Raw genomic sequence first — 12,331 nt, 5'->3', positions numbered from 1 at the left:
TTATTATATCGTTATTAATTAAATTTAATTAACATATTGTAATACTAAGCTAATCTGTTTTTTATTAAAAATAGGATGTTTTGCATCATCTTTCTCTTGTTCTATAGGAGAAAACAGGTTTAACTATATGTTAAGGGAAGTTGATTCCTTATTGTCATTTTATAGGTGCCTTATGATATCCAGAACGACTAAAAAATTAACATTAATAATCCTTTTTATGACATCTCTTACGGGTTGTTCTAGTGTAATGACCCATGCTGGACCGAATAAAGATCTTTATTCTGGAACAAAAAATAATGTGAGTATGCTTTCTGACGAGGAAACAGGTTGGGCTATAAAACCATTGGTTATTCTTGACTTCCCGTTTAGTGCGGTATTAGATACGTTGTTACTTCCTTATGATTATTACACAATCTCTGATGATAAAAGCGAGAACTCGCCAAAAGAGCGCATTAAGAAACTCGACAGTACTAATACTACAACTCATGAAAATAAGAATTAATCGCAAAAATAATGGCTAGAAAATAAATAATTATATATAGCCATTATTTATTTCTATTATTTTTTATCGGTAACTTCTTTCGGTCCAAACATTTCATTTAGGCTTTTTAATTCTTGCATTCCTTTTTCACATATCTCTTTTTGCTCTGTTAATGATGCTGCACTTATCTGCTTTTTATTTTGTTCAAAATTACCATTGATTTCAGGCATATTATGCTTCAAATCATCTCGCGTAGAAATATACGCAAGAAATTTATCTGCTTCTTGAAAATAAACTCGGCATGTATGTGCTGTTGATGCTTGAGCTGAGAGTGTTGTTGATAATAAAAGCAGTGCAACACCCCACCATTGTGGTTTCATTCTCTAAACAACCTACCTTGTTTTACATAGGTTAATTATATAAAAAGTGAATAAAAGAAACGATAAGATTAAGGAATAATTTTGTCATTTTTCCTCTATTTTTTCTTGCTGATGTAAACAAATCGATATAAAGCCTAAAGAGTTAAATTGAAATGTTAAAATAGCGCTAAAGATTACACGTTATGATGATAAAAAAGTTAAAAATCAAACGTTTTGATTGAAAACCATACGAACGATCAGGGTTTATTAAAAAACTATTGACGACATGGTCTTCTGGCAGTAAGATGCACCTCGATTTCGGCGAGTAGCGCAGCCTGGTAGCGCAACTGGTTTGGGACCAGTGGGTCGGAGGTTCGAATCCTCTCTCGCCGACCATATTAAAAACCCCGCTTTTAAAGCGGGGTTTTGTCATTTCAGCTTCGGCAAAATTTAAACCTCTCTACTAAAAAACACGCATTTTTCATCCTACCTTCACCTTCTATTTAAAAATGACGTTTTTCCTAAATTAATTTTCTCTTGTTTATCTTATACCTAGCACCTTATTTTTCTCTATAGAGTGTAAAGTGAATGCGTATTGGATTAACTGTCTTTACTATTTTGTTTATTTATCACAACAGCTCTTTTGCTGATGACAATGATGTCATGATATCTGAGACATTCTCAGTGCCATCAGAAGCGATGTTTAGAGATGAAATGTCACAACAAAATGACGATACTTACTTTCAACTTCCCAAACCTAATGAAGTGAGTTTTGCTGCATCTTCATCACAATGCTTCTCTATAAAGCGTGTGGTTTTGCACCATCAAAATCGTTTTACTCAATATTCATTCCAACAACAATTGAATAAATGGAAAAAACAGTTAGAAGGGCACTGTCATTCGGCGGTGTTATTAGAACAAGATATCAATATTCTAAATGCGATGCTTTATGATGCAGGATATGTCACCAGTGAAGTTGGTAAGGTCGATCTATTTGCAGATAAAGAATTGTTAGATATTACTCTAAAAGCTGGAATAGTAGATTCGGTAATATCAGGCGAACCAGCAAAGCGCTATTTAATATCGCAAGCAATCCCAGTGAAAGCAGGTGAGGTATTAAATATTCGCGATATTGAACAAGGTGTCGCAAACCTGAAAGATAAACCTAATAGTGACGTAAAAATTGAATTAAAATCCGCTTCTCAAAACGATAACGATAACGAAGATAGAAAAACCGTTATTTCAATTAATCAGATAGGTAAACGCACTTTTAATGGTTCATTAGCTCTTCATAATAGAGAGCAAAAAATCTATGGTGATTGGTTTGGTACTGCGAGATTTAATTTTGGAAATTTATTACAATTGAATGATTTTTCTAGCATTATTGTTTCAAGTAATCTTGATAAAATGAAGTCTCAAGGGATCAGTAAGCAAATTTTCTTTCTACAAGTGCCTTATCATAATTGGCGTTTTTCACTGTTTGGTTACAATATTGAGTCTAAAAATAAGTTAGTAAAAGAAGGCTCTAAATTACAAACAACCCAACAACAGCATCTCTCTTTTGAAGTGCAGCGTTTCTTTCGACCCTCTTCTCAACGGACGGTAACGCTTATGGGGGGGTTACAGTATTACACCTACCGAAATCATATTTTAAATAAAGAGATTTCAGTACATTTACGCCGTAGCCCATATATTACCGCAGGTATTGAGCAAAATTATCGGTTTCAGCGTGGCGGAAATATTCGCGTAAAGTTTAATTATAAACAGAGTATTCCCTTGAAAGGTGCGCGTCTCTCTCCAATAGAATCGGTTAATGGTGTACCTATTTTTGATTTTAATCTTGATGGTGTGATTCCATTTTCTATTGCTTCACAACAACTTTTTTATCAGCCAAATATCAATCTACAATTAACTAAATCTGCTATCGATGGTTTGCTAGATAAAAGCACTATTGGTGGGTTTTATAGTGTTTATGGCTTCTCTTCAGGTCAAGGATTCTCTGCTGCGAACCAATTTTTATTTAGGCAAAAATTATCTTGGATAACACCAATTAATAATCAGCTCCTTTTCTCTGCATTGGATTATGGTTCTGTTTCAGATGATCGTGGAAATGTTTTCCATAATAAAGAGAAATATTTAGCAGGTATCGCATTGGGGCTAGAGGGAAATATTCAAAAATTAAGCTATCAGTTTTCCTATGGAGTGCCGTTATTAATGCCAAGCAAAAAAGTGAAAAATTCTGCTCAATTTTATTTTAATGGGCAATGGAACTTCTGATAATTAAATTTAAATTATTATTTTTCACTATTCTTATATTGGTAAGTATTGATTAATCACTGAAAAAAGTAGCTTTGTTAGCAGAGCTACTTGTTGGTGTAGTCTGTTATTATTTCTTTCTGTGTTTACCCTTTCATGATTGGGCTGATGATGTGCTGGTTATGTGATTATTCAACTTCGCTAGCAGAATAAATCACCAAGTTCTTTGTTTTATTTCAAAACATTCGTTCAATATTTAAGCGGTTAATCACAAATTATCATTTTTTTTCAAATGGTCATTTCACTTAAGTATCACCCAATATATGGTTTTATTAACTGTAAACTAAGTTAATAGTTAATTTTTTATCCTGCCATTGTTCGATATTCGTTTAATTTATGTTTATAACTTGTTCTTTCTATCCAGCTCCCCCTTATTGACGGAAGGGGATTCAGTTGGTTAATTGAACAATGACAAAATAAAAAGGCATTCCGTTTTAAAAATAGGAAGCCAAAAAACACAACAGAACAATTTCGGAGAGTGATGATGAAAAGCTCCAAAAAACAGGCAGGAATTTTAACCGCAACTATCGGATTATTAGCATTAGCTGTTTCCGCGAGTGCACAGGCAAAAACGTTGGTGTATTGCTCTGAAGGTTCACCTGAAGGCTTTAACCCGCAATTATTTACTTCGGGCACAACTTATGACGCAAGTTCAGTGCCTCTTTATAACCGTTTAGTTGAATTCAAATTAGGTACTACAGAAATTATTCCAGGCTTAGCTGAAAGCTGGGATGTGAGTGATGATGGTAAGGTATACACCTTTCACTTACGTAAAGGTGTGAATTGGCATACGAGTAAAACATTTAAACCTAGCCGTGAGTTTAATGCAGATGACGTCATGTATACCTTTATGCGTCAAATGGATCCTAAACACCCCTATCATAAAGTTTCAGGTGGAAGTTATGAATATTTCACTGGAATGGATATGAATAATATGATCGCGAAGATCGAAAAGGTTGACGATTACACCGTTCGTTTCGTTCTCACTCGTTCTGAAGCGCCTTTTATTGCTGATATGGCGATGGACTTTGCTTCTATTCTCTCTGCTGAATATGCTGACAATATGATGAAAGCAGGTACACCAGAGAAAGTCGATTTAGATCCCATCGGAACGGGACCTTTCCAACTATTACAGTATCAAAAAGATTCACGTATTCTTTTTAAAGCTAATGACCAATATTGGGGTAAAAAACCTGAAATTGATCGTTTAGTTTTCTCTATTACACCTGATGCCTCTGTTCGCTATGCGAAACTGCAAAAAAATGAGTGTCAGGCGATGCCTTATCCAAATCCTGCTGATATCGCTAAAATGAAGCAAAATAACGATATCAATTTACTGGAACAACCGGGTTTAAACGTAGGTTATATCTCGTTTAACGTTGAGAAAAAACCACTCGATAACCAAAAGGTTCGTCAAGCATTGAGTATGGCGGTAAATAAAGACGCCATTATCGAAGCGGTTTATCAAGGTGCAGGACAAAAAGCGAAGAATTTAATACCACCTACCATGTGGGGTTATAACGATGCGATTACCGATTATGAATATAACCCTGAAAAAGCGAAAGCCCTATTAAAAGAAGCGGGTCTTGCTGATGGTTTTACTATCGATTTATGGGCAATGCCAGTTCAACGACCATATAATCCAAATGCCCGCCGTATGGCAGAAATGGTACAAGCTGACTGGGAAAAAATTGGTGTAAAAACCAAAATAGTTAGCTATGAGTGGGGCGAATACCTTAAACGAGCTAAGTCTGGTGAACACCAAGCTGTAATGATGGGGTGGACTGGCGATAATGGTGATCCTGATAATTTCTTTGCAACACTGTTTAGTTGTGCTGCGAAACAGCAAGGTTCTAACTATTCTAAGTGGTGTTACCAGCCATTTGAAGATCTCATCCAACCTGCTCGAATTACTGCGGATCATGACAAACGTGTTGAATTGTATAAACAAGCGCAAGTTGTGATGCATGAACAAGCGCCTGCACTGATTATTGCTCACTCTACCGTTTATGAGCCAGTAAGTAAAAAAGTTGAAAACTATGTGGTTGATCCATTAGGAAAACATCACTTCGACAACGTTTCAGTTAAATAATTGAGATGTCATAACGTTTGAACAGCCTTAAGTACGGTGTCTTCTAATATCAGAAGACACCGTAATTCAATAATAATGAATACATTCAGTACACTGTGAGCGCAGGAGAATTTCTCCTGATTTATCAGCGCTATCTTTTAGCTGATGTCTAAAAAGAGAATTAGGATATGTTGCAATTTATCCTTCAACGTTTGGGGCTCGTGATCCCAACATTTATCGGAATTACGTTACTCACGTTTATCTTCGTCCATCTTATTCCTGGTGATCCGGTTATGATCATGGCGGGAGAGCGTGGTTTATCACCTGAACGCCACGCCTATTTAATGGCAGAATTAGGACTGGATAAACCCTTATGGCAACAATATCTGAATTACCTCAATGGTGTACTTCATGGTGATTTAGGTATTTCATTAAAAAGCCGAATTCCTGTCTGGGATGAGTTTTTACCTCGCTTTAAAGCAACCCTTGAATTAGGCGTTTGCGCCATGATTTTTGCTGTTTCAGTTGGTATTCCTGTCGGTGTGCTTGCTGCGGTAAAACGTGGTTCTATTTTTGATCATACTGCGATAAGCGTCTCTTTAGCCGGTTATTCCATGCCAATTTTCTGGTGGGGGATCATGCTTATTATGTTGGTTTCAGTACAGTGGGATCTCACTCCGGTATCTGGTCGACTGAATGATAGTGTCTTTTTGGATGATAGCTATCCTCTAACCGGATTTATGCTGATTGATACCCTATTTTGGGGGGAAGAAGGTGATTTTGGAGATGCTGTCCATCACATGATTTTACCTGCGATAGTATTAGGTACTATCCCCCTCGCTGTTATTGTACGAATGACACGCTCATCCATGCTTGAAGTATTAGGTGAAGATTATATTCGGACTGCTAGAGCAAAAGGATTAAGTCGTGGTCGAGTTATCCTTATTCATGCTTTGCGTAATGCGATGTTACCTGTTGTTACTGTTATTGGATTACAAGTAGGAACGATGTTAGCAGGGGCTATTTTGACTGAAACTATTTTCTCATGGCCGGGATTAGGTCGTTGGTTAATTGATGCACTCCAACGTCGTGATTATCCTGTGGTACAAGGTGGAGTGCTACTCATTGCGACCATGATTATTTTTGTCAATCTTTTAGTCGATGTACTTTATGGCATCGTGAATCCACGCATCCGTCATAAGAAATAAGGAATGCATAATGACTGAAAATAAAGTAACACCGGTCATCAATGCACCGGAGCCTATGACACCTTTCCAAGAATTTTGGCACTATTTTAAAAAAAATAAAGGTGCTGTTGTTGGATTTATTTACATTGTTATTATGTTGCTCATTGCGTTATTGGCGGGTGTTTTAGCACCTCATGCACCTAATGAGCAATTTCGTGATTTTTTATTAACGCCGCCAGTATGGCAAGAAGGTGGCAGTTGGAGTTTTATTTTAGGGACTGATGATGTCGGTCGAGATATTTTATCTCGTTTAATGTATGGCGCTCGTCTCTCGTTATTGGTTGGCTGTATTGTCGTTGTGCTTTCATTAATCTTAGGAATTATCCTTGGGTTAATGGCTGGATATTTTGGTGGTATGGTCGATATTTCAATCATGCGAGTGGTTGATATTATGTTGGCATTACCAAGCTTACTACTTGCGCTTGTACTGGTCGCTATTTTTGGACCTTCTATTGTTAATGCCTCTATTGCACTGACGTTTGTCGCACTACCACACTATGTTCGATTAACCAGAGCTGCGGTGCTTATTGAGGTTAATCGTGATTATGTCATAGCTTCTCGAGTAGCGGGTGCAGGGGCAATTCGTCAGATGTTTATTAATATTTTACCTAACTGTCTTGCTCCGCTGATTGTTCAAGCCTCTTTAGGTTTCTCTAATGCCATATTAGATATGGCGGCACTGGGCTTTTTAGGAATGGGGGCTCAGCCACCAACACCAGAGTGGGGAACCATGTTATCTGATGTTCTTCAGTTTACGCAAAGTGCATGGTGGGTGGTGACATTTCCGGGATTAGCAATATTGTTTACCGTTTTGGCCTTTAATTTAATGGGCGATGGTTTGCGAGATGCGCTTGATCCGAAATTGAAGCAGTAACGGGGTAATAAAATGGCACTATTAAATATTAATCAATTATCTGTTCACTTTGGTGATGAAGATACTCCGTTTCGAGCGGTAGACCGTATTAGTTATCAAGTAGAAGAAGGGCAAGTTGTCGGTATTGTTGGTGAATCAGGATCAGGAAAATCAGTAAGTTCATTGGCGATAATGGGGTTGATTGATTTTCCGGGGCGAGTAACTGCGCAAGAGTTACAATTTGATGGACGAGATTTAATGCAAATCTCTGAATCGGAACGGCGAAATCTTGTTGGTGCTGAAGTGGCGATGATTTTTCAAGATCCCATGACGAGTCTTAACCCTTGTTTTACCGTGGGTTATCAAATTATGGAAGCCTTAAAGGTACACCAAGGTGGTAGCCGTCGAACTCGTAAGCAAAGAGCTATCGACCTTTTAACGCTAGTAGGGATCCCTGATCCCGCTTCTCGTTTAGATGTTTATCCTCATCAGCTTTCAGGTGGTATGAGCCAGCGAGTCATGATTGCAATGGCAATAGCATGCCGTCCTAAATTACTCATTGCTGATGAGCCTACAACAGCACTTGATGTCACCATTCAAGCGCAAATCATTGAATTGCTGCTCGACTTGCAAAAACAAGAAAATATGGCGTTGGTACTGATAACCCATGATTTGGCATTAGTTGCAGAAGCGGCGGATACTATTATTGTGATGTATGCTGGGCAAGTTGTTGAGGCTGGGCTTGCAACAGAAATCTTTAAAGCGCCCCGACATCCTTATACGCAAGCTTTATTAAGAGCTTTACCTGAATTTGCTATAAATAAAGCACGGTTAGAGTCTTTACCTGGCGTCGTTCCTGGTCGTTACGATAGACCTACAGGGTGTTTGTTAAACCCACGTTGTCCCTATGCACATGACGATTGTTATCAACGTGAACCTGAATTAAAAGAGATAGGAACACATCGTGTGAAATGTCACACACCGTTGGATAGCACCGGGAGACCAACACATGGCTGAAAATAACTCGAACTTATCGACTCCCTTATTAAAAGCGGTAAATTTAGCAAAATATTACCGCGTTAAAGGGGGAATTTTCTCCAAAGAGAAAACGGTCAAAGCACTTGATGGTGTCTCTTTTGAACTTGAACGCGGAAAAACATTAGCCATTGTGGGTGAATCGGGTTGTGGTAAATCGACATTAGGGCGATTACTTACCATGATTGAGATCCCAACCTCGGGTGAGTTATCTTATCTTGGGCAGAATTTACTGGTAAAAGATATAACAGCGGAAAAACTCCGTCGTCAAAAGATCCAAATCGTTTTTCAAAATCCTTACGGATCATTGAATCCACGTAAGAAAGTTGGACAGATCTTAGAAGAACCGTTGATAATCAATACCTTATTAACGGCACCTCAACGAAAAGAAAAAGTATTATCAATGATGGCAAAGGTAGGTCTAAAAACAGAGCACTATAGCCGTTATCCTCATATGTTTTCTGGGGGACAACGTCAGCGGATCGCAATCGCTCGTGGTTTAATGCTAGAACCAGATGTTGTGGTTGCGGATGAGCCTGTTTCTGCTCTTGACGTATCTGTTCGAGCTCAGGTGTTAAACTTGATGATGGATCTCCAGCATGATATGGGGCTCTCTTATGTTTTTATCTCTCACGATCTTTCCGTGGTCGAGCATATTGCTGATGAAGTGATAGTGATGTATTTGGGGCGTTGTGTTGAAAAAGGGACTAAGGCTCAAATTTTTGACAATCCTCAACACCCTTATACACAAGCGTTGTTATCAGCAACACCGCGATTAACACCACAATTACGACGTGAAAGAATTAAACTTACTGGAGAATTACCAAGTCCACTAAATCCACCACCAGGATGTGCATTTGCAGCTCGTTGTAGCCGAGCATTTGGTGTTTGTAGTCAATTGCAACCAACATTGAAAGAGTATGATGGTCAATTAATCGCATGTTTTGCTGTTGAACAGGATAATGCAGAGCACTAAATAAAAAAGTATATATATTAAAATAAGAACAATGTAATATTTCATGTTGTTCTTATTTTTTATAGGTCTATTTTAAATAATATTATTATTTCTTATGTTTATATTTGTTTTTCTCTATTAAATAAAAACAAATTCGAAATATAATTTATTAAAAATACCTAATGAAAGAGTAAAATTAGTATTTAAATTTAATTTTTGTAAAATTAAATAAGGTTGATTTAATTAAAAAATATCGAATTTAAGATAAGGCTAGTCTTTTTTAGTTATCTATACTTTTTATTAATACAAAGTAAATTAACTGTAAAATAAATAAAATATAGAGTGTGTGTTTAAGCTATTTTATTATTTTTCACTCGTTACTTTACTAAAATATTTGATGTTTATTATTAATATTACTTCGTTTAAGTGGATAGCGTATCTTTATAGCGATATTTTCTTTATTGAAGAGTGATACACAAACAAAAAAATACAGTATAATCATTATTGTTCAAGTGTGTTTACTGGAAATAGCTGTGATGAAACCTCACCTTAAACGTTCATTAACAATAAAACAGATGGCCGCAGTAGCGGGCGTCACGTTGGTGACTATTGCTATTTTTATCAGTATCCAGCTGGTCTATTTGATTGATCAACGTCGTGATGATTATCAAAATCAGCTTTTTAATGCAGGAGTAAGCATTCAGCAACCACTTGCAAATGCACTACTACGTTCAGATTTAAATGATGCTAAGCAACTGATTATTGGATTAAAAACAACCGGTATTTTGGGTAAGGCGATTGTTATGCAACCAGAAAATACTCAGGTGCTAAACCTTGATTTTGCTCCTAAAAAACCAGTTTCTGATTTCTCAAGTTGGCTTTTTGGTATCCCAGTTGAAGTTTCTATTCCTTTACAGCCTTTAGGAATAACGGCAACAGATGATAAATCCTATACAGGTCATCTTATTTTACAAGCGGATACTAATCGCTTTTATCGCTTTGCCAGCAATACTGTCGCATTAATGCTCACTACTTATTTACTGATGGGACTAATTTTAACTATCGCCATTAGTTGGTGTATTAATCGTATTGTGGTGAAACCATTACGTAAAATCGCGGTTACGCTTAATCAAGATAATCAGATATCTGTTTTGTCTTGTACGGAATCACATCGTGATGATGAAATTGGTTTGCTGGTTAAAGGATATAATCATCAAAAATCTGATCAAAAATTACCAAAGGTCTGAACCTTCTGATGCCACAATGAGTCTAATCTTTATAGTGATTTAATTTTATGTTTTTGTGGTGATTAAGAATGACAAATATAAAAATAGACATTAAACATCTAACATGTCTTCTGGCACTTATTGTTAAACCTCATAAGTGGTTTAATACCAAGGATTAATAAAAAGAGGTTCACATGCAGGGTGTAATAACACGAGTTTTATTAGGAAGCGTTATGTTAGGCGCTGTTGTTTGCCAAGTTCAAGCGGAAGCTTTGCAGCCTGATCCTGCGTGGCAAGAAGGGCGTTTAGCAAATGGTTTTCAGTGGCAAATTCTGCAAACGCCACAACGTCCTAATGACCGCATACAGATTCGTTTATTGGTGAATACTGGCTCATTATCAGAAAAATCAAATGAGATTGGTTTTTCATCATTGGTTTCAAAATTAGGTGTATTAGAAAATACGGGGCTTTCTCCGGTTAAGCGCGATAATTTATGGAAAAATGCATTAGATCCTGATTTTCCATTACCACCTATGATTGTTTCTTATGATTTTACGGTTTACAACTTAAGCTTACCTAATAATCAGCCAGAATTACTTAAAGATGCGTTTGCATTACTTGCTGGTATTGCTAAACCCGCAGAATATACCGAAGATGCCGTTCGCAATGCGGTTCAATCTCAACTTCCCGTGGTTACATTCCCAGCGAATATAGAAGACCCTGTTTGGCGAGCTCGTCTTGAAGGTTCCAATCTAAAAGGGCATAACCCAGGTAAATCTGTTAACCAATCTGTTAATACAAAAGAGCTGTCTGATTATCAACAGCGTTGGTATACCCCAGATGTAATGACACTTTATGTGGCTGGTAACGTTGATAATCGAGTCTTAACAGAAAGTATTAATCAAGCATTTTCCCCGCTTAATGGCAAACGCGTTTCACCAGTACCTGTGCCTGTACTTGCTGATATGAAACCTGAAACACTGTATGTACAAGAACCAATGCGAAAAAATGACCAAATTTCTTTAATTTGGGATTTGAATTGGTCACCAGTAAAAGATTCAGACACGTTAAATAAATACTGGTTGAGCGATTTAGCGCGAGAAGTGATTTTTGTTCATCTTGGTCGTAGTCTTGAACAACGAAAAGAGAAAGACAACACGCTTGTTAACATTGATTGTCGAGTACAATATCAGCGTGCAAGTTGCTCTCTTAATGTAGATACAATAACCACCAATGTGCCTGTAATTACATCATGGGTAGGTGAAGAGCTTGGTAAATTACGCAATCAAGGTATTAGTGATGAGTTATATCAAGAGCTTCAACAAGAGAAGCAACTGCAATTAACACAGCTATTTGCTCGTTATGCTAAAACCAGTACAGCTCTTTTGATTAATCAACGTTTGTTATCTCAGCAAAGCAATATTATTGATATTCCTCCTGAGCAATATCAACGTCTACGCCAAGCTTTTTTAGCTAATTTATCGAAAGAAACATTAAATCAAGAGCTAGCTAAAGTCTTATCAGAAGATATCACTTTTGTATTAACACAAAGTGGTGAAACGCCAACCGTTAATTTAGGCGAGCTACGTATTCAGTTTGAAAAACAAGTTCATCCTGAGTCAACCAATACGGCTAATACAGTAATAGAGCCAGCGTCAGCTGCTGTTACTGCTGAAGCGGTAAAACCAACCGCTCCGGCAAAAAAATAGTGAACTATTAGGCTGCTCACTATTTAAATGTAGCTTGAAATGTAGCCACGCGATAAGCGCGATAAGAAATAAAAAAGCC

Annotated in this window: 10 protein-coding genes and 1 tRNA gene; 10 read left to right on the top strand and 1 reads right to left on the bottom strand. The window is 37.2% G+C overall.

Going from position 1 to position 12,331, the window contains the following annotated elements:
- The first annotated feature begins 172 nt into the window (after window positions 1-172).
- Entirely contained in the window at window positions 173-502 is a 330-nt protein-coding gene (locus ABN099_RS13720) for a YceK/YidQ family lipoprotein (protein ID WP_349464419.1), read from the top strand.
- 56 nt (window positions 503-558) lie between these two features.
- Here ABN099_RS13720 and ABN099_RS13715 read toward each other — a convergent pair whose 3' ends face one another.
- Window positions 559-861 (bottom strand): DUF5339 family protein, encoded by a 303-nt coding sequence (locus tag ABN099_RS13715; RefSeq protein ID WP_349464417.1) that lies wholly within the window; start codon window positions 859-861, stop codon window positions 559-561.
- Between the two features lie 298 nt (window positions 862-1,159).
- Between ABN099_RS13715 and ABN099_RS13710 the strand changes: the two genes are divergently transcribed.
- The 9 genes from ABN099_RS13710 (at window position 1,160) to ABN099_RS13670 (ending at window position 12,252) form a co-directional block, all read left to right on the top strand.
- A tRNA-Pro gene (locus ABN099_RS13710) sits at window positions 1,160-1,236 on the top strand.
- A gap of 192 nt (window positions 1,237-1,428) precedes the next feature.
- Window positions 1,429-3,117 (top strand): ShlB/FhaC/HecB family hemolysin secretion/activation protein, encoded by a 1,689-nt coding sequence (locus ABN099_RS13705; protein ID WP_349464416.1) that lies wholly within the window; start codon window positions 1,429-1,431, stop codon window positions 3,115-3,117.
- A gap of 523 nt (window positions 3,118-3,640) precedes the next feature.
- Complete coding sequence (dppA, locus tag ABN099_RS13700; RefSeq protein ID WP_349464591.1) at window positions 3,641-5,248, top strand: dipeptide ABC transporter periplasmic-binding protein DppA; 1,608 nt, start codon at window positions 3,641-3,643, stop codon at window positions 5,246-5,248.
- Window positions 5,249-5,415: 167 nt separating this feature from the next.
- On the top strand, window positions 5,416-6,435 hold the full coding sequence (gene dppB / locus ABN099_RS13695; protein WP_349464414.1) for a dipeptide ABC transporter permease DppB: 1,020 nt from the start codon (window positions 5,416-5,418) through the stop codon (window positions 6,433-6,435).
- Between the two features lie 10 nt (window positions 6,436-6,445).
- Window positions 6,446-7,348 (top strand): dipeptide ABC transporter permease DppC, encoded by a 903-nt coding sequence (gene dppC / locus ABN099_RS13690; protein WP_349464413.1) that lies wholly within the window; start codon window positions 6,446-6,448, stop codon window positions 7,346-7,348.
- Window positions 7,349-7,360: 12 nt separating this feature from the next.
- Window positions 7,361-8,344: a dipeptide ABC transporter ATP-binding protein gene (gene dppD, locus ABN099_RS13685; RefSeq protein ID WP_349464412.1), complete on the top strand. Its 984-nt coding sequence runs from the start codon at window positions 7,361-7,363 to the stop codon at window positions 8,342-8,344.
- Complete coding sequence (dppF, locus tag ABN099_RS13680) at window positions 8,337-9,338, top strand: dipeptide ABC transporter ATP-binding subunit DppF (protein WP_349464411.1); 1,002 nt, start codon at window positions 8,337-8,339, stop codon at window positions 9,336-9,338. Before dppD ends, dppF begins: the two co-directional genes overlap by 8 nt.
- A 515-nt stretch (window positions 9,339-9,853) precedes the next feature.
- A complete protein-coding gene (locus tag ABN099_RS13675) occupies window positions 9,854-10,564 on the top strand; it encodes a HAMP domain-containing protein (RefSeq protein WP_349464590.1) in 711 nt (236 codons plus the stop codon).
- 173 nt (window positions 10,565-10,737) lie between these two features.
- Entirely contained in the window at window positions 10,738-12,252 is a 1,515-nt protein-coding gene (locus ABN099_RS13670; protein WP_349464410.1) for an insulinase family protein, read from the top strand.
- Window positions 12,253-12,331: the final 79 nt, after the last annotated feature.

Origin of the sequence: Proteus hauseri, from assembly GCF_040139125.1 — a bacterium.
Classification (GTDB): domain Bacteria; phylum Pseudomonadota; class Gammaproteobacteria; order Enterobacterales; family Enterobacteriaceae; genus Proteus; species Proteus hauseri_B.
Note: the sequence above shows the minus strand (reverse complement) of the source record. Positions and strands in the feature narration are given on the sequence as shown.

What these genes read in the sequence shown, in the direction of transcription:
- ABN099_RS13720 (WP_349464419.1), top strand. Translation starts at nt 173, where the DNA reads ATGATATCCAGAACGACTAAAAAATTAACATTAATAATCCTTTTTATG.
- ABN099_RS13715 (WP_349464417.1), bottom strand. Translation starts at nt 861, where the DNA reads ATGAAACCACAATGGTGGGGTGTTGCACTGCTTTTATTATCAACAACA.
- ABN099_RS13705 (WP_349464416.1), top strand. Translation starts at nt 1,429, where the DNA reads ATGCGTATTGGATTAACTGTCTTTACTATTTTGTTTATTTATCACAAC.
- dppA (WP_349464591.1), top strand. Translation starts at nt 3,641, where the DNA reads ATGAAAAGCTCCAAAAAACAGGCAGGAATTTTAACCGCAACTATCGGA.
- dppB (WP_349464414.1), top strand. Translation starts at nt 5,416, where the DNA reads ATGTTGCAATTTATCCTTCAACGTTTGGGGCTCGTGATCCCAACATTT.
- dppC (WP_349464413.1), top strand. Translation starts at nt 6,446, where the DNA reads ATGACTGAAAATAAAGTAACACCGGTCATCAATGCACCGGAGCCTATG.
- dppD (WP_349464412.1), top strand. Translation starts at nt 7,361, where the DNA reads ATGGCACTATTAAATATTAATCAATTATCTGTTCACTTTGGTGATGAA.
- dppF (WP_349464411.1), top strand. Translation starts at nt 8,337, where the DNA reads ATGGCTGAAAATAACTCGAACTTATCGACTCCCTTATTAAAAGCGGTA.
- ABN099_RS13675 (WP_349464590.1), top strand. Translation starts at nt 9,854, where the DNA reads ATGAAACCTCACCTTAAACGTTCATTAACAATAAAACAGATGGCCGCA.
- ABN099_RS13670 (WP_349464410.1), top strand. Translation starts at nt 10,738, where the DNA reads ATGCAGGGTGTAATAACACGAGTTTTATTAGGAAGCGTTATGTTAGGC.